Source organism: Mesonia aquimarina (assembly GCF_003667275.1).
Lineage (GTDB): Bacteria > Bacteroidota > Bacteroidia > Flavobacteriales > Flavobacteriaceae > Mesonia > Mesonia aquimarina.
Window position 1 is genome coordinate 61848 of record NZ_RCNV01000010.1, and the last position, 16727, is coordinate 78574.

Sequence of the window (16727 nt, forward strand, 5' to 3'; positions counted from 1 at the left end):
CAAAACCCCAAACATATATTAGGGTAACGGATAAAGGATATGGTTTTTAAACATTAAATTGAGGGTTTTCACATACTCTGCTCTCTCCTATTCTATTTACATTGCATCTCTTCATCTCTAAATTTTATGCTATGTTGATCTATAAAAATCTTCTTTTAGAATTAGAAGAAGCCTTGGAAGTAATTGAATCTGATATTGATGATAGTTTAACCCGCGCCGAAAAAGGCATGGAGATTAGCAAGCACTATATTAACAGTATGCGTCGCCTAGTAGTAGAACACGACTTCTCTTCTGAAGAAAATGAATGTTTATTCTTTAAAAAAATAAAACCCCAAGCACTTAGCAAACTGATTTATTACATTAAACTGTTTACCATTGAAAGTAAACGTCCAAGGAGCAGTCCTAAAGCACAAAAAAGGTATTTTCAAACTGAGATAGATAAGTTACAGGCTTACTTTAATGAAAACTTGGAGTTTTATCACTATTATCGGCGCGGTTCTGTCCGTTTAGATTATCAATTTTTTCTTCGAAAAAAAGCAAGCCTCCGACTCCATCCCGATAGCATTCACTTTGTGATCGACGCGCAATTTTCTACCAGTCATGATAGCTCGGTGGCTACTATTATTGCTTACGATATGCTAATTGTATATTTACAACAGGAAATAGAAAATATCATTTACAAAAAGAATGCTATTTATAAACAGCCCAAAAAATCACTTCCCTCTGTTAAATGGTCGCACAACAAAGTAGATCTAATTGAGCTTATCTACGCGCTACATACTACCGGTGCTATTAATAGTGGTACTGCCAGCATCAATGAAATCGCGCTACTCTTTGAGCGAGTTTTTGACATTGAATTAGGTGATTATTACCGTACGTATTTAGAATTACGTTCTCGTAAAATAAACCAACTTAAATTTTTAGATTTACTGAAAACTTCCCTTCATCAACGCATGCAAGATGCGGATGCTTAGTTATACGCTTTAGGCTGTAGGCTGTAGGCTGTAGGCTGTAGGCTTAGGTTGTTATGGTGTTATGCTATTCGCTGTAAGCTCTAAGCGCTAAGCGCTAAGCAAGTTTCTAAAAAAACTTCAACTGTACGAATGTCATGCTGAGCCTGTCGAAGCATTAGTTAAGCTTACAGTATTGTTCGGAATAACAATTTTATTATCAATTTTTAAATTCTTATCGTTTACATTGTAAAATATGGACTATTACTTTCATTCCTTTACTTTTTTACTCACCCACTTTATTATTGTTTAAGTGTTCGTGAATCGTTGATTTCCATTGCTGTAAAAATGCATTCCTCTTCCGTTGGTCGTCGGATGCACTAAAAGTCTAGGCTTAAGAAACTAGCTCTAAATTTTTTGTTTGGCTCCTAAATTTTAGGAACTCGCCCGATAGCTATCGGGACCATCGCGGCTCAAACAGCCTAAAATTGCCAACGCGACAGGCTGGCTCTCTCACTAAAATAGTCCACAGGACTATTTTTTAACGTTCAGCCCTTCTTCAAATTTTACGAGCTATTTTCTGTAGGCCGGGGTTATTTGAAATAGAAATTCATAACTTTCAAATTAACACATCAACTCATTAACACATCTATCTCTTCCACCTTCAAACATCCAGCTTCCGTCTTCACTCATTCACTCATTCATAACTCAAAACTCAAAACTCATAACTTGATAACTAAATTATATAAGCTGTAAGCTATAGGCTGTAGGCTGTAAGCGAGTTTATAAAAAATCTTCACCTTCAAAACACTTCGACAGGCTCAGTGTGACATTTTAAAAGCTATATGCTTTAGGCTGTAAGCTTGTTTTTTTTGAAAAATGAATCACGAAACACGAAACAGGACTTTTTTCGTTTTTAAATTGAGACTTCCAACTTCAAACCTTTAACCTTTAACAACACGAATGTCATGCTGAGCCTGTTGAAGCATTCGTTAAGCTGTATGCTGTTATGTTGCTATGTTGTTATGTTGTTATGCAATTTGTTGTTATGCTGTTATGCTGTTATGCTATTTGCTGTAAGCGAGTTTTTATAGAAACACGAAGCAAGAAACAGGAGGCAGGACTTTACTTCATATTTAATTTGAGCCATTATTCTATTAACCTCTTCAAGCGTCCAACAACAAGCTTCCAACTTTAAACATTAAACATTATTCATTTAACAATTAAAAAACTTCGACAAGCTCAGTGTGACAGATCATTTTCAAATTTTCAAATTGACTCATTACTTCATCAATCGCTTCCAACTTCCAACTTTATACTACTAAGTACTCATGGACATAATCCATATGACATTTCAATTAAACATTATTCATTTAACGATTAAAAACACTTCGACAAGCTCAGTATGACAAAGCGTATTCTCAATAATATTATGTTCTTCATATCCAAATTAACCCATCAACACATCATCACATTAACTTCTTCCAGCTTCAAATTCACAACCCTCTTTTATCTTAAGCCTATACTTCTCTTTTTATAAAAGCATCACAAAGTATTTACCACTGCTAATAGGCTAATCATAATCATACTTCCGGCAATATTGATACAGAACACAAAACGTTAAACTTATCTTAAATCAACACCCCACTTGGGTATAGCTTGTGGAAGAGAAGCTTTGATATTTCACAGTTTTGTGGTGTAAACATTTTTAACGATGCATCAAAAAAAGTTTGCCGTGCCAAAAGAATGAGCCGCTAATAATCATTCTTCAACAGTAAATTTCTAAAACAATTAGTTATGGCTAAACAAACAGGAATTATCAAATTAAATGGAACAATTGGAGGAATCTCTTTCTACAAAACCGGCGACGGGTATTTAGCGCGCGAAAAAGGAGGTGTAAGCGCACAACGTATTGCTACCGATCCTGCTTTTCAGAGAACTAGGGAAAACAATGCAGAATTTGCTACCGCCGGAAGAGCCGGGAAGTTAGTCCGTAATGCCATACAGGTATTATTGCAAAACGCCAAAGATAAGCGCTGTGTAGGACGTTTAACACGAGCATTATTAGGTGTTGTTAAAACCGATGCACTTAATGTTCGTGGTGAGCGAAGCATTCAAGACGGGAACATGCAACTGATCAATGGGTTTGAGTTTAACCAAAACGGAAAGTTAGGCTCTACATTTTTTACGCCCTTTGTAGCTGCATTAGACCGCACCACGGGAGAACTTAGTGTAGCTATAGACGCTTATCAGCCGGCTGTAAGAATTGCGGCACCCGGAGGAACCACCCACTATCGTTTGAGTTTGGCGGGAGTAGAATTGGATTTTGAACAAGGCAGCTTCAATTTTGGAATGGAGCAGACCGCTATTTTTACGCATTCAACAACTGAACAAGCGACGAGTACTTTAACGGCAGCGTTAACAGCTGACAGTGTTTTACCGGTAATGGGTGTCTTGGGTGTTGAGTTTTTTCAGGAAGTCAACGGCGAAATGTACCCTCTTAAAAATGGGGCATTCAATACCTTGGCTGTCATCTTAGTTGATCAGGTTTAAGATGGAACTGGTTCTAAAACGAAGCTACTTTAAAGAAGGCTGCAACAGCAGCCTTTTTATACAAGGAAAGCTGATTTGCCATTGCATTGAACTGCCATGGAAGAAGAATATACGATCACAATCGTGTATACCCGAAGGAAAGTATCGCTTGAAGATGCGCTATAGTCCGAAGTTTAAGTGGCACTTGCACGTGCTCGATGTACCGGGAAGAGAATTCATCTTGTTTCATCCGGCGAATCATGCCTTACGGGAGTTACGCGGATGCATAGCACCGGTTCAGCGCTTAAGTGGCCCCGGAAGGGGTCTCCAGTCACGCATTGCGTTTCACCAGGTAAAGCAGCTGCTGTACCCGGTACTTAAACGGAGAGAGTCCGTATTTCTAATTATTAATTCTTAACATTTAATTTATGAAACTAGCAGAAAGAACAAAGAAGCCAACTCCGAAGTTTTTTAAAACCTTACGGACCATTGGCTTAAGCTTAGCCGGAATCGGTGGTACAATTGTAGCAGCCCCCGTCGCTTTGCCGAGTATCATAACCACCATAGCCGGTTATTTTACGGTTGCCGGAGGGGTACTCAGCGGGGTGAGTCAACTAACGGTTGATGATAAAGCTAAAAAACCGAAGAAGCATGAAGAATAATCTTTTTATATCAGGAACTGCGGGAGGAACGCTTTGCAGCATTTTGCCGGTCTTGAGTTCTGAGGATATTCTGAAAACCATCATTCTTGCTGCAATTGGCGCAGTAGTGAGTTGTATGGTCAGCTTTCTTATCAAAACCTATTGGAAGAAAGACGAGTAAGTCGATTATAGACTGAAGTTAGTAAAAGGATCGTTTCTTAGAGGCGATCCTTTTTTTTCTAAATGCTATTAAATCTATTAAAACACAAATTGAAGCGAAAAGGGAGTTGTTGAAAAATGCTTAGGTGTTTCATCACTATAATTTATCTACGGCATATAGTGCAAAACGCCTGTTAAACACTGGCTGGCTTCTAAGAGGATAAAATTTTTATTAGGTTTAGCTTGCACGTGCGAAGGTATTTTTATGTAAGTTGACATTAGATATTGAAGGTTTTACTTAAAATAAGATCTAATTCAGTTCTTATTCTTAAATTTGAATTATATTTACAAATAATTATTTAAGAAAATGAAACTGCAAGAATTTAGCTTTGGTAATTTTAGGTCATTTAAAGATATTAACACCTTAAATTTATCAGCAGCAAAAATAAAATCAAAGTTCGAAAACATTGATAATGATAATGTTATTCAAGGGAAGAATATCGAAAAGATTTCTTTTTTAAAATCGAAAGCTATTTATGGGGCTAATGCAAGTGGAAAAAGTAATGTAATCAAAGCTTTTGTTAGTTTTTTTAGGATTATTAGAAATTCGGTAAAAGATGACAAAGTTCTAAGTATGATTGATTCATTTAGACTTTCTACTGAAACCGAAAATGAACCTAGTTTTTTTCAGATTATTTTTTGGGATAATAATGTGAAATATAGATATGGGTTTGAATTAGACAATGAGAGCATTTACTCAGAGTGGTTGTATGGAAAACCAGGCGAAAGAGAACTCTGTTATTTTATTAGAGATGGTAAAGAAATAATAGAGCTTGATAAAACTAATTTTTCTGAAGGAGATAAATTAAAAACGCTATTATTTGATGAGAGTACTGAAGAAAATGAAATTTTTAGACACAATTCTTTATTCTTATCTACGCTTGCTACGTTTGGCTTTGCTAAACTTTCTAAACAATTAATAGAGAGCATGACTTCAACCTATATCATTAGTGGTTTAGGGCATCAAGGGATGTATCAATATGCCGGAGAGTCTTTAAAGGATGATAATAAGAAAAAATATATTTTAGATTTCCTCAAATATGGAGATATTGGTATAGAAGATTTAAATGCTATTGAAATTTCATCTGATGATTTACCAGACGATTTAGAGCATGACATAAAAAAAGACTTCGATAAATCAAAAAAAAGAAAACTTCTAATTTCATCAAGAAAAAAATTTGATAAAAACAAAAAGTTTGTAGAGGATGAACAGTTCTCTTTTGGTTTACATGAATCTGAAGGTACTCAGAAACTTTTTGAGTTAAGTCCATTTATTTATCAAGCTTTAAAAGAACAAAAAACTATTATTATTGATGAGTTTGATGCTAGATTTCATCCGTTATTGACGAAAAAGATACTTGAACTTTTTAATTCAAAAGATAATATAGGAGCACAATTAATTTTTACAACGCACGACACTAACCTTTTATCATCTGATTTATTGAGAAGAGATCAAATTGAGTTTACTGAAAAAGATAAATATGGAGCAAGTCATCTATATTCTCTTGTTCAGTTTAAAGGGATTAGAAATAACGCAACATTTGAAAAAGATTATATTCAAGGGAAATATGGGGCTATTCCTTTTTTGGGTAATTTCAAAAAAATCTTAAATTTCGCTGAATAATGCCAAAAAAAACCAAAGCAATAAAGAAAACCGATAGAAAAAAGGCCTGGTTAAAAAAGGTTAAGCCCTCAATTTATGAAATTGAAACCAAAGATGTAAATAAAACAATTCTTATTGTTGCTGAAGGTCAAACAGAAACGCTTTATTTTGAATCATTTCCCGTATTATCCTTAACAGTAAAAACTGTAAATGTAGGAGGTCAAAGCAAATTAAAATTAATAGAAGCTACCGAAAACATTGTAAACAACGCTACTGTTAAATTTGATAGTATTTGGTGTGTATTCGATATGGACGTCAGGCAAGAAGAAAAAGAGTTTGCCGACTTTGATAATGCAATAGAAAGTGGTAATTCAAAAAGTTATAAGTTAGCTTATTCGAATGACTGTTTTGAACTTTGGTTCTATTTGCACTATAACTTTACAGACCAAAAAAATCATAGAATATTTTACTATAGGCAATTAGGGAATATGTGGGATTGTAATTATGAAAAAGAAGGAAAAAAGTATGACTTCTGCCTAAAATCCTACTCTCGTTTAGAGTCTGATGAAAATGCTTCTCAAGAAAAGGCAATTGAAAGAGCAAAAAAACTATATGAGAATCAAAAAGGGCTAAGCTTTCATGAACAAAATCCAATAACACTGGTTTATGAATTAGTAGAGTTTTTAAATAAAAACTGTAGACCATAAAAGTACCTTGGTTAAAGGTTACCTTTATGCTTGAAGAAAATTAAACTGAACAAAATTTTTCGTAAATTTGAATTTAAAGAAAATTAACGATGGATATTCAAACAACAAAACTTGAACTCTTAAAAACTATTATGGATAATGAAAATGCGGATTTTATCCAAAGAGTTGCGGATTTTGTAAAAAAGGAAAAAATTGACTTTTGGAACGAATTAAGTCTATCTGAACAAAAAGAAATTAAACAAGGAATTAATGAATTGGATAATGGAAAAAGAGTATCGTATGAGTCCTTTTTAAAGAAAATTTCTTAATGAAAGTATTTTTATCTGAACTTGCCGAATCAAAACTCATTAAATTATCCGAATATTTGTTAGAAAATTGGAACCTAAAAACCCGTGATAGGTTTATTTCCAAACTGACTGAAAAAATAAAACAAATATCTTACCAGCCAAATAGTTGTCCACAATCAACTGAATTTAATGGACTTTATAAATGTGTAGTGACAAAACAAACTACTTTTTACTACAGAATAGTAAGCCAAGAGGGTGAAGTAGAAATTGTTACAATATTTGATACAAGGCAAAATCTCGATAAATTAAAAAAGGACATTGAATAAAAGTCCCTTGGTTAAATGTTATATCATACTGTTGGTCTTCATTTAAAAGATTCGTTTTCAGAACAAAATTTCGGGCTTTAATTCTTATTTTTAAAATAAATATGAATTGTGATGAATATTCAAGCCGAGAAAATACATTTAGCCAAACTTCTTTTGGAAACTGAAAATCCTAAAATAATTGAATCTATAAAAAAGATTTTCAAAAAGGATAAAACAGCGGATTTTTGGGATGATTTACCTGTTGAACAAAAAGAGGAAATCGATAAGGCCTTGTTGGAAATTAAAAATGGAGAAGTAACAGACTATGAATCATTTATGGAAAAACACCGATAAGTGAATAGAAAAGTTGCTATTTCAAAAAACAGTCCAAAAGAAACTGGATAAACTTTTCGATTATCTTATCGAAAAATGGTCTGTGGATGTAAAGAATGAATTTATCTCAAAATTAGACGATTGTATTGATATTATAAAACATCAACCTGAAGCTTTTCCCGAATCCAATAAAAGAAAAGGATTAAGAAGATGCGTTGTAACTAAACAAACCACTTTATATTATCGGTTTAACTCAAAACGAATTAACGTGGTTACCATAGTTGACACACGACAAAAACCAAAAATGTTAAACAAGGAAATATAACCGAAAAAAACGTAACACAATAACTAGCGTTCGTGTGGTCGGTACGACCTAACATGAACACCTTGTTAACTGAACCGGTTGTCGGTCGGTTAGCCTACTATGGGGATTAGTCTGTTTTAGGAAAGAATGTTTATGTGCAGAGCTAAGCGCTAGGCAAAAACTAGCACTCGACTCAAGGAGCTTCTACAAGGAATCTTAAAAGAAACCATAAGTGAACTTTTAGCGCATATAGATCTAAAAAAACAGGTTTGGGGATGTTGGTATTAAAAAACCGGGTAACATCGGTTTTTGGTTTGAAACTAAATTGTAAGTATTTTCAACCACTAATTAGGTAGTTTTGAGACAGACTGCCGTTAGCCACAAGCAAAAAATTCATCAAAACGCAAAATTTACGTAACAAATTAATATATTTGCACGTAAAACATTTTGTTATGGATAAAAAACTCACATTAAGTTTGAATGAGAAAATCATTGAAACTGCTAAACATTATGCTAAGTCTAATAATATCAGTTTATCTAAATTGATAGAGTCTTATTTAGGTACTTTGACTAAAAAAGAAAAAAAGGAAAGTGAGATTACACCTTTAGTGAAAAGTCTGAGCGGTGTCATCTCAATCGAGAATGATATAGATATTAAGGATGAATATACTGAATACTTAATGGAGAAATATAAATGAGAAAAATATTAATTGATACAAATATCGTAATTGATTTACTTTCTAAAAGAAAGGATTTTTATGATGACGCAGCTAATTTATTTTCCCAAGCAGATAAAAAGCAGTTGAAGCTTACGATTTCATCACTCACTTTTGCTAATACAAATTATATTTTGACAAAATTAAAATCTGCAAAAGAAGCTAGAGAAATTTTGAGAAAATTTAAAGTACTTGTCGAGTTATTAAGTTTAGATGATAAAATAACTGAGCTTGCTTTGAGTGATGAAACCTTTCCGGATTTCGAGGATGGGCTTCAATATTATTCCGCTATTGAAAATGATGTTGATATTATCATTACAAGAAATAAAAAGGGTTTTAAAAATTCTAAATTACCCGTTTTAACAGCAAGAGAATTTTTAGCAAGAAAATAATGCCAGTGGCTAACAAAGTACTGTGGAAAAAACAAGTAAAAACTCATTAATTTTTTATTAAAACACTTTTATGAGAATCGTCATAAGTTAGTCTTGATTTCGCTATGGCAAAAGCTTGCTTTAATAGTTTGTTGGATACGGTAATTAAAGTCATTAGCTTATAATTAAAAAGAATTTTTTTTGATGCTAAGTCGACTAGTTGTGTGTATGCGAAACGTATATAAAGAGTAATCCCCAATTCAAAAAATACGTTTTCAATTGCTATTCATAGATAAATGATTATACCTTTGATAGTATCAAATGATACCACCTTATAGTATTACTCCTACTATATTAAAAGGAACAACCTATATATGTAAATAAAATTAGAGGGGCTATATGATGGGAGAGTGTCTCATACGGTGCTGTTAGCGACTCGTGATGAAACCCTCTTATCTACTCGACCCGTATTCGTAAAACCTAAGAAAATGAATGTCAAACTATTCTCTTACGCCAGACTAATAGAACAAATTAAGACCTACATAAGCCGAATTGAATCAATTTCGATCTACATTTCGGAAGAGGATGATAAAGCAAAGCGAAGAATTTTACTATATCAGTTCCAAAAAAACAGCATCATTTTACAAATGTTAATTACCGAGAAAAAAAACAGGAAGCTTAACGCCAAAAATAACCTTAATTAGTCTATTTTTTAAAAACTTCTTCTACTTAGATTAATTTGAGCATAATCAAAATGCTATAACACCTCTAAAATTAAGTTCTGTTAATTCAGTTATAAAAGTACATATAGGTGTAAAAATCAAAACCCGATAGTTTGATAAATCAGGGACTATCGGGAATAAGGTATCACAAAGATAAGATTTAATTTTTTTATGTTTAAAGTGTTGATTGTTCAGATAAGACGCTTTAGGCTATACGCCGTAAGTCTGCTTCTAAAAATATTTTTCAACTTCAAAACACTTCGACAAGCTCAGTGTGACAGCTTCATTTTCAAATTAACACATTAAACTCTTCCAGCTTCTAGCTTCCAACAATCAACATTCATAACTCATAACTATCACATCACCCCACTACCGTTTTCCAAAGAATCCCCCTAGCCCCCTCCTCGATAGCTATCGGGAGGGGGAATACTTGATTACTGTCATATTGAGCGACGGAACGGAGTCGAAATATCTTTTTGTTATGAAGCTACAGACTCTTCGGCTTTATTACATTTCGCTCAGAGTGACACTTGCTTACTGTCATTCAGAACGAAGTAAAACGGAGTGAAGAATCTTTTGTAACGGAATAAGCAGATTCCTCGCAAACTCGGAAACCTAACGAAGTAGTTCGGCCTAGCCAATGACACTTGAATACTGTCATATTGAGCGACGGAACGGAGTCGAAATATCTCTTTGTTGTGAAGCTACAGACTCTTCGGCTTTATTACATTTCGCTCAGAGTGACACTTGAATACTGTCATTCAGAACGAAGTAAAACGGAGTGAAGAATCTTTTGTAACGGAATAAGCAGATTCCTCGCAAACTCGGAAACCTAACGAAGTAGTTCGGCCTAGCCAATGACACTTGATTACTGTCATATTGAGCGACGGAACGGAGTCGAAATATCTTTTTGTAAAGAAAGAAGAAGATTTCTCGGCTTCACTGCGCTTCGCTCGAAATGACATACAAGAATTTAGTATATTTAAACTATGAAAACTTTAGGTACACATAATTACTATGTCTATATCCTAACAAATAAGAATAAAACTGTTCTTTATATTGGTGTCACTCAAAATTTAGAAAAGCGTATATATCTACATCGTAATCCTGAAACATCCTCTAACGCGTTTACTAAGCGCTATAATTGTTATTATTTAATCTATTATGAACATTTTGATCAAATCGAAAGTGCTATTCTTCGAGAGAAACAATTAAAAGGCTGGTCAAGAACTAAAAAAGAAAAGTTAATTACAGAGTTTAATAAAGACTGGAAGTTTTTAAATGAGGCTATATAAATGTCATTAAGCATCTTTCTGTTTTAAAAGAGACAGATTTTTCGGCTTCATTGCATTGCGCTCAAAATGACACTCGACTACTGTCATTCAGAGTGAAGCGCAGCGAAACGAAGAATCTTTTGGTTAAAGAATAAGCAGATTCCTCGCAAACTCGGAAACCTAACAAAGTGGTTCGGCCTAGCCAATGACACTTGAATACTGTCATTCAGAACGAAGTAAAACGGAGTGAAGAATCTTTCTTATAAAGACGGAGTCGAACTATCTTTTTGTTATGAAGAGAAAGTTACAGATTGTTTGACTCCCTTACTGTTACTTAATTACTCTACCCGGATTCCCTACAACTGTAGCGCCATCGGGAATATCTTTTATAATCACTGCGCCGGCGCCGATTGTACACCATTTTCCTATACGTATTCCTTGGATAACTTGTGCTCCAATACCAATTTGAGTACCCTCCCCTACACTTACATTACCTGCTAAAGCGGCATTGGGTGATATATGGGCATAATCTCCAATCTTACAATCGTGTTCTATAATCGCCCCGGTATTGATAATTGCATGTTTTCCAATCTTAGCATCAGCATTGATAATAGCTCCCGGCATCACAACACTTCCTTGGTTAATTTTACAGGATGGAGAAGTAATCGCATTATGGTGAACTACAGCACCGGCAATTGGAGATGTTAGCTTTTCAGCAATTTTTTTTCGTATTTTATTTTTTCCAATCCCAATAAGTATTGGATACTCTCGCAACCTTTCAGGTGTTGCTATGCTTATTGTTTTAGCCTGTAAGTTTTCTAAACTAATATCATCATCAAATAAATAGGCGAGTTCACAACTGGGATTCGATTGAATACAATCGATTATTACTTTGGTGTGACCACTGGCTCCGTATATGCTTATTTTATTTTTTTTAGTCATCACAACCTTATTTAAAATATTACTACTTATTCAACTAATCTAACTATGGTTTAGGTGTTCTCTAAGTGAAGATTCATTCATAAAATAATATATTTCTTCAGGTCAGTTAGCTACAAAAGAAACTACATTAAAAATCATTACTTTTTGCTATTGCCGCAAAAACTAAGAAAAAAGTCTAGGCTTACGAAAAAAATATAAAAAAATACTACGGAACCCACCGCCACGAATGAAAATAACTCAACCTCCCTATCGATCGGTCTCAAACAGATTTTCATCCCATAACCGTGCTGCTTCCTTGATTTTCAATTCTTTTTTCGATAGGCCAAATGGCTACAATACATCCGTAAACCCTAGTATTTTTCACAAAAAGATTTATTTAATTTACTTTATCAATTATCCCCATTAAACGCAGTAGTTGTGGCTTGTCCTGCTGTATTAATTCCTTCGGATATAAATACCTTTTTTATCGTCTTGAATAGTATTTTTACATCCAATAGAAAACTAAGGTGCTCTACGTACCATACGTCATATTCGAATTTCTTTGTCCACGAAATTGCATTTCGTCCGTTGACTTGCGCCCAACCTGTAATCCCCGGGCGTACTTGGTGGCGTTTTTTTTGTTCTTTATTATATAAAGGCAGATACTGCGGTAATAAAGGGCGTGGGCCGATTAAGCTCATATCCCCTTTTAGGACGTTGATTAATTGCGGAATTTCATCTAGCGATGTCTTTCTAACAAATTTACCGATATTCGTTAAACGTTCAGCATCGGGCAATAAATTCCCTTTAGCATCCTTTTTATCATTCATCGTCTTAAACTTGATGATGCTAAAAATACGTTCATTTTTCCCCGGACGGCGTTGAAAGAAAAAAGGCTTCCCGTTATTGGCAATCAACAATCCCACCCAAACGAAAATAAAAATTGGGCTTAAAATGAGTAAGCCTAATAGTGCTGCAATGAAATCGATAAGGGGTTTGAGGAAGTTTTTGTACATTTTTAAGTGTTAGATACTAGGAACTAGGGACTAGAAATTAGGACTAGGATTTTGATTTTCTATAAGAAATAAGACCGCTCAGCATTTTTCCGATTTCATCAACTTGTTTATTGCAGTTTTCATAATCATTATTACTTATATAATTTAAGTTATGGGCAATTAACAACTGTGTTTCTAATTCTGAATTACTTCCTAAAGCAATATACAAAAACTGAATAAATTCTTTATTTGTTTGTCGAGCAGCTCCTTCAGATATATTTGATGACACAGAAACTGCAGCTCTTCGTATTTGATTTGTTAAACCATATATTTCTTCCTTAGGGAAAGATTGTGTGGATGAATAAATTTGAGTAACTAAGCTTATTGACTTCTTCCAAACCTTTAAATCTTTATGTGTTCTAATCATTCGATTTTATTCACTTCTATTTACTAACTCCTAATTTCTAATCCCTAGTTCCTAATCACCATTACCAAGTTCCTAGTCACTATCTTCTTCCCACTACTTTTTCTAATTCTGTGAGGTACTTATTCGCCAAGAAAGAGCGATCAAAATGTTTTTTGGCATAGGTATATCCATTTTGGCCCATTAGATGTAATTGTTCGTGGGGTGTATTGTATAATTTTCTGACCTTTTCAGCGATGTCTGTGGGATTTTCCGGTTCGACATAGACTCCGCAATCGGCTTCTTCCACCAGTGTTCTTGACACGCCATCTATAGCCAATAAAATTGGTTTTTTACAGGACATATAATCAAACGTCTTATTTGAGTAAATGGTTTTAAACGTATCTACTTTTTTTAATACGGATGTACCCATATCTGACGCTAAAATATATTTAAACACTTCAGCTTTTGCTACCGGATCTCGAAAAATCACATTAGAAAGTTTCCTTTGTTCAACTTCTTGTTGCAACATTTCTTTTTGCATTCCACTTCCGATGAATTGAAATACTACGGGAATATCTTTCAATAATTCTGCAGCTTCAATCAATTGAATTAAATGGTTGGCTACCCCGTGAGCTCCTACATAGGTAATCACAAATTTGTTTTCTAAACCTAATTCTTTTTTAAAATTTTGAGGGTCAAAATTTTCTTGTACCTTTTCGGCTAAGCTAAAATCGGCTGCATTCGGTATAAAACATATCTTTTCTTTCGGTACGCCTTTTTGAATCAGTTTTTCCCGAAAAGCCGGGGTTAATACATTTATGCGCTTTGCTCTTTTATACATAAAGTTTTCAAATGCATAGGCCATTTTAATGATCCATTTATTTGTTAACACACCGGTATCAATAGCCGATTCAGGCCAAAGGTCGCGCACTTCAAAAACAAAGGGAATACGTTTTAATCGAGAAAGCACGTAGGCTGATGCTCCCACAAATAAAGGAGGGGAAGTCACTAAGATAATATCAAATTTCTTTTCCGTATTAAAGAGACCTGCCCATATAGCAGAAAACATAAAGGAGAAATACCCCCAAAGCCTGCCTAGAAAATTCACATTGTAACTTTCGGACACATGGCAACGAATCACATCTAATTTCTCATAAAAGTTTAGATCTTTATAAAAGTATTTTCCTTGATAACGTTTAGGTTTTTTCCCTGTTGTATAATTTACCATCCCGGCTAGAACTGTAATTTCATGACCTTGTTCTTGCCATAAGCGGGTCATTTCATTAAACCGTGAACCTCCACCTTCGTCCTTTTCTAAAAAATATTGATGTATAAGTAGTATGCGCATTTATTTTGCTATTCTTTATAAAATTAACTTCTCTGTAATCCGAGGGTTAAACTTGTATTTAATGTGCTTTCTTTTTAAGAATGTCATTCCGAGGTAGGAGAAATCTTTTATTTCCGAAACGAAGAGATTCTTCATTACACTTCTTTACATTCAGAATGACATGTTTCCAAAATAAGATTCTTCACTGCGCTTTGACTTCGTTCAGAATGACAGGTAATTAATCTTTTATTTTGATTCTTGTTATAAAGCCCTTTGTGCTTTTAGCACTCCAATACATTGCCTGTTCTTTTACTCCATAATACCCCGAATACCAACCTTCATTTTCTATTAAAGCTATTTTTTTTCCCTCTAAGTCCGTTACCTCAATATGCAGGTTATCTAATTGGGAAGGATTAGGATGCCAAAAAATTTCCTTTTGCAAATTCCCCTCTCCTTCAAAAGTGTCAATTATCTCCCAAGATAAACTTGAATGATCCTTTATTACTTCGCGGTGATGCCAAAGCTCTTTTTTGATTTGTTTAAAACCTTCAAAAGATCCCCGTAGCACGGTATATTTATCAGTTTGTTTAGTTTTTAATAAAGCATTTTTAATCCAATGATACCAAATAAAACGCCCTCCTTTTTCCATTTGATTTTCACCACTCAACTTTACAGTATTATGTCCTTTTGTTCCCATAAAATAATCCAGTTCGTCAAGGCCTGTATTATATTTATACGAACCGGCATCTCTTAGGTAATTGATTCCCTCATGCCAAATATCCAAATGATTATTATCTGCTTGAGCAGGTCGGTCTTTGTATTGCCCACAGCGTAAAAATGTTCTTGTAGTATTTTCTTGTAAAACTGCATAACCTCCATCCTTAAATAATCTTACTTCTCGTCTAGGTTGTTGGTTTTGATGTATTTCAATTTCTTGTTTCGAAAAACCATACCAAAACTGACTCTCACTTAAATTAGAAATCGGACTTCTTAGTACTTGTTTTAAATCATCGAGTTGCGAGCGGTATACTTGATAATCATCATCATTCAATTTAATAAACAGCGCTCCGTCGTTACTCCCATAATTTGGCATTTTTCCACTTATCGGATCCATACAGCTTTCTAAATAATATAAAGAAGACTTTGCCCGTTTATACACCACTTCAGAAAAGCCATCTTTATTCAATTCGCTTAAACGAATACCCCAGGTTAACAACTGTATCACAACCCGATGGTAATTCATACTGAATTGCAGAAACGTGCCGTCCGGATATATTTGATAAGCAACCTCTTCTTCAAACCATTTTTTTCCTTTCTTACTCCAGTTTTCTCCCTCCGGAAAAAAAGGGAATAATTTCCCGGAAAGGTATAACATTAATGTTTCCGTAATGGCATGATTATTTCGAACCGCAATACGAGAAAAATTAATATTGTGATAGACGTGATGCACTTGCCAGTATATGCTGTGCATTATTTTCTGAAAAAGCCTTTCCGTTAAGTATTCATCATCTTTATAATAATAGAGCGCATAGGTCCAATTTAAGACTCGTAAACTGATCTCCTGACTACATTTGTATTGAGGGCCCTGATTAATAGGGTTTTGATCAATAAAATCTTCCAGTTGATCAAAGACAAATTTTGCTTGATTTTCTTTACTATGATAATCATAACGAATAACATCATACAACCAAGAAAAGCGTGCTTTTTCCCATACAAATTTGATATCACCTGCTTCCTTGGAGTAATCTTGCACTTGTGTCCAATGGACATCTTTAGCATAATGATAGCCTGAATCCGGATTGGTATGCCAAGGATTTGTTGAATCCAATCTTTTCCAAGATCTACTAAAAAAACAAACTTCTCCTTGTTTAATTTTAGCAACACGTCGTTCAAGTTCTTTTGTTAAATTGACCGGAGCTTGTATTTCTTCTTTCCCTCGAAAGAAAAAAGGAGGCGTATTTTTTCGCCAGCCCTGGAGATCAATATATTTCGTAAACGAAGGATCTACCGGGAACTTTTTTTTATGCACACCGAACTTTTGTGCTAAGGCATATTGTACACGGAAGCTTACATAACGTAGCCCCATGTTATTTAATAAATCAAAATATTTCATA

The 16727-nt window shown here is 34.3% G+C and carries 19 protein-coding genes and 1 pseudogene; 14 read left to right on the top strand and 6 right to left on the bottom strand.

Annotation, left to right across the window (positions count from 1 at the left end):
- Positions 1-131: 131 nt before the first annotated feature.
- The 13 genes from D9R05_RS12445 (at position 132) to D9R05_RS12500 (ending at position 8989) form a co-directional block, all read left to right on the top strand.
- The gene (locus D9R05_RS12445; RefSeq protein ID WP_240463054.1) at positions 132-974 is read left to right on the top strand and encodes an RteC domain-containing protein; all 843 of its coding nucleotides are present in this window, start codon (positions 132-134) and stop codon (positions 972-974) included.
- Between the two features lie 1773 nt (positions 975-2747).
- Positions 2748-3503, top strand: a complete 756-nt coding sequence (locus D9R05_RS12450) for a hypothetical protein (RefSeq protein WP_121667555.1) — start codon at positions 2748-2750, stop codon at positions 3501-3503.
- A gap of 1 nt (position 3504) precedes the next feature.
- Positions 3505-3900 carry a DUF5675 family protein gene (locus D9R05_RS15645; RefSeq protein WP_121667629.1) on the top strand — a complete coding sequence of 132 codons (396 nt, stop codon included), beginning with the start codon at positions 3505-3507 and terminating at the stop codon, positions 3898-3900.
- 10 nt (positions 3901-3910) lie between these two features.
- On the top strand, positions 3911-4144 hold the full coding sequence (locus D9R05_RS12460; protein WP_121667556.1) for a hypothetical protein: 234 nt from the start codon (positions 3911-3913) through the stop codon (positions 4142-4144).
- On the top strand, positions 4134-4304 hold the full coding sequence (locus D9R05_RS15525) for a hypothetical protein (protein WP_162984984.1): 171 nt from the start codon (positions 4134-4136) through the stop codon (positions 4302-4304). The genes D9R05_RS12460 and D9R05_RS15525 overlap by 11 nt, the downstream gene beginning before the upstream one ends.
- A gap of 345 nt (positions 4305-4649) precedes the next feature.
- A complete protein-coding gene (locus tag D9R05_RS12465; protein ID WP_121667557.1) occupies positions 4650-5966 on the top strand; it encodes an AAA family ATPase in 1317 nt (438 codons plus the stop codon).
- On the top strand, positions 5966-6652 hold the full coding sequence (locus D9R05_RS12470; protein WP_121667558.1) for an RloB family protein: 687 nt from the start codon (positions 5966-5968) through the stop codon (positions 6650-6652). Before D9R05_RS12465 ends, D9R05_RS12470 begins: the two co-directional genes overlap by 1 nt.
- Positions 6653-6741: 89 nt before the next feature.
- Positions 6742-6960 (top strand): hypothetical protein, encoded by a 219-nt coding sequence (locus tag D9R05_RS12475; protein ID WP_121667559.1) that lies wholly within the window; start codon positions 6742-6744, stop codon positions 6958-6960.
- A complete protein-coding gene (locus D9R05_RS12480) occupies positions 6960-7265 on the top strand; it encodes a type II toxin-antitoxin system RelE/ParE family toxin (RefSeq protein WP_121667560.1) in 306 nt (101 codons plus the stop codon). The genes D9R05_RS12475 and D9R05_RS12480 overlap by 1 nt, the downstream gene beginning before the upstream one ends.
- A 111-nt stretch (positions 7266-7376) precedes the next feature.
- Positions 7377-7598, top strand: a complete 222-nt coding sequence (locus D9R05_RS12485; protein WP_121667561.1) for a hypothetical protein — start codon at positions 7377-7379, stop codon at positions 7596-7598.
- Between the two features lie 13 nt (positions 7599-7611).
- On the top strand, positions 7612-7902 hold the full coding sequence (locus D9R05_RS12490; RefSeq protein WP_240463056.1) for a type II toxin-antitoxin system RelE/ParE family toxin: 291 nt from the start codon (positions 7612-7614) through the stop codon (positions 7900-7902).
- A gap of 431 nt (positions 7903-8333) precedes the next feature.
- Complete coding sequence (locus D9R05_RS12495) at positions 8334-8579, top strand: DUF6364 family protein (RefSeq protein WP_121667563.1); 246 nt, start codon at positions 8334-8336, stop codon at positions 8577-8579.
- The gene (locus D9R05_RS12500) at positions 8576-8989 is read left to right on the top strand and encodes a type II toxin-antitoxin system VapC family toxin (protein WP_121667564.1); all 414 of its coding nucleotides are present in this window, start codon (positions 8576-8578) and stop codon (positions 8987-8989) included. The genes D9R05_RS12495 and D9R05_RS12500 overlap by 4 nt, the downstream gene beginning before the upstream one ends.
- Before the next feature lie 46 nt (positions 8990-9035).
- On the opposite strand, the pseudogene D9R05_RS15795 reads toward D9R05_RS12500, so the two are convergent.
- Positions 9036-9149: pseudogene (locus D9R05_RS15795) on the bottom strand (IS110 family transposase); the annotation flags it as partial.
- 1530 nt (positions 9150-10679) lie between these two features.
- On the opposite strand from D9R05_RS15795, the gene D9R05_RS12515 reads away from it, so the two are divergent.
- Positions 10680-10985, top strand: coding sequence for a GIY-YIG nuclease family protein (locus tag D9R05_RS12515; RefSeq protein ID WP_121667566.1), 306 nt, complete (start codon positions 10680-10682; stop codon positions 10983-10985).
- Positions 10986-11294: 309 nt separating this feature from the next.
- On the opposite strand, the gene D9R05_RS12520 is transcribed toward D9R05_RS12515, so the two are convergent.
- The 5 genes from D9R05_RS12520 to D9R05_RS12540 form a co-directional block, all read right to left on the bottom strand.
- Positions 11295-11906: an acetyltransferase gene (locus tag D9R05_RS12520; protein WP_121667567.1), complete on the bottom strand. Its 612-nt coding sequence runs from the start codon at positions 11904-11906 to the stop codon at positions 11295-11297.
- A gap of 389 nt (positions 11907-12295) precedes the next feature.
- A complete protein-coding gene (locus D9R05_RS12525) occupies positions 12296-12901 on the bottom strand; it encodes a sugar transferase (protein WP_121667568.1) in 606 nt (201 codons plus the stop codon).
- Between the two features lie 43 nt (positions 12902-12944).
- Positions 12945-13307 carry a four helix bundle protein gene (locus tag D9R05_RS12530; protein WP_317124601.1) on the bottom strand — a complete coding sequence of 121 codons (363 nt, stop codon included), beginning with the start codon at positions 13305-13307 and terminating at the stop codon, positions 12945-12947.
- Positions 13308-13386: 79 nt separating this feature from the next.
- Positions 13387-14634 (bottom strand): glycosyltransferase family 4 protein, encoded by a 1248-nt coding sequence (locus tag D9R05_RS12535; protein ID WP_121667569.1) that lies wholly within the window; start codon positions 14632-14634, stop codon positions 13387-13389.
- 217 nt (positions 14635-14851) lie between these two features.
- Positions 14852-16726 carry an alginate lyase family protein gene (locus D9R05_RS12540; RefSeq protein WP_121667570.1) on the bottom strand — a complete coding sequence of 625 codons (1875 nt, stop codon included), beginning with the start codon at positions 16724-16726 and terminating at the stop codon, positions 14852-14854.
- Position 16727: the final 1 nt, after the last annotated feature.

What these genes read in the sequence shown, in the direction of transcription:
- D9R05_RS12445 (WP_240463054.1), top strand. Translation starts at nt 132, where the DNA reads ATGTTGATCTATAAAAATCTTCTTTTAGAATTAGAAGAAGCCTTGGAA.
- D9R05_RS12450 (WP_121667555.1), top strand. Translation starts at nt 2,748, where the DNA reads ATGGCTAAACAAACAGGAATTATCAAATTAAATGGAACAATTGGAGGA.
- D9R05_RS15645 (WP_121667629.1), top strand. Translation starts at nt 3,505, where the DNA reads ATGGAACTGGTTCTAAAACGAAGCTACTTTAAAGAAGGCTGCAACAGC.
- D9R05_RS12460 (WP_121667556.1), top strand. Translation starts at nt 3,911, where the DNA reads ATGAAACTAGCAGAAAGAACAAAGAAGCCAACTCCGAAGTTTTTTAAA.
- D9R05_RS15525 (WP_162984984.1), top strand. Translation starts at nt 4,134, where the DNA reads ATGAAGAATAATCTTTTTATATCAGGAACTGCGGGAGGAACGCTTTGC.
- D9R05_RS12465 (WP_121667557.1), top strand. Translation starts at nt 4,650, where the DNA reads ATGAAACTGCAAGAATTTAGCTTTGGTAATTTTAGGTCATTTAAAGAT.
- D9R05_RS12470 (WP_121667558.1), top strand. Translation starts at nt 5,966, where the DNA reads ATGCCAAAAAAAACCAAAGCAATAAAGAAAACCGATAGAAAAAAGGCC.
- D9R05_RS12475 (WP_121667559.1), top strand. Translation starts at nt 6,742, where the DNA reads ATGGATATTCAAACAACAAAACTTGAACTCTTAAAAACTATTATGGAT.
- D9R05_RS12480 (WP_121667560.1), top strand. Translation starts at nt 6,960, where the DNA reads ATGAAAGTATTTTTATCTGAACTTGCCGAATCAAAACTCATTAAATTA.
- D9R05_RS12485 (WP_121667561.1), top strand. Translation starts at nt 7,377, where the DNA reads ATGAATATTCAAGCCGAGAAAATACATTTAGCCAAACTTCTTTTGGAA.
- D9R05_RS12495 (WP_121667563.1), top strand. Translation starts at nt 8,334, where the DNA reads ATGGATAAAAAACTCACATTAAGTTTGAATGAGAAAATCATTGAAACT.
- D9R05_RS12500 (WP_121667564.1), top strand. Translation starts at nt 8,576, where the DNA reads ATGAGAAAAATATTAATTGATACAAATATCGTAATTGATTTACTTTCT.
- D9R05_RS12515 (WP_121667566.1), top strand. Translation starts at nt 10,680, where the DNA reads ATGAAAACTTTAGGTACACATAATTACTATGTCTATATCCTAACAAAT.
- D9R05_RS12520 (WP_121667567.1), bottom strand. Translation starts at nt 11,906, where the DNA reads ATGACTAAAAAAAATAAAATAAGCATATACGGAGCCAGTGGTCACACC.
- D9R05_RS12525 (WP_121667568.1), bottom strand. Translation starts at nt 12,901, where the DNA reads ATGTACAAAAACTTCCTCAAACCCCTTATCGATTTCATTGCAGCACTA.
- D9R05_RS12530 (WP_317124601.1), bottom strand. Translation starts at nt 13,307, where the DNA reads ATGATTAGAACACATAAAGATTTAAAGGTTTGGAAGAAGTCAATAAGC.
- D9R05_RS12535 (WP_121667569.1), bottom strand. Translation starts at nt 14,634, where the DNA reads ATGCGCATACTACTTATACATCAATATTTTTTAGAAAAGGACGAAGGT.
- D9R05_RS12540 (WP_121667570.1), bottom strand. Translation starts at nt 16,726, where the DNA reads ATGAAATATTTTGATTTATTAAATAACATGGGGCTACGTTATGTAAGC.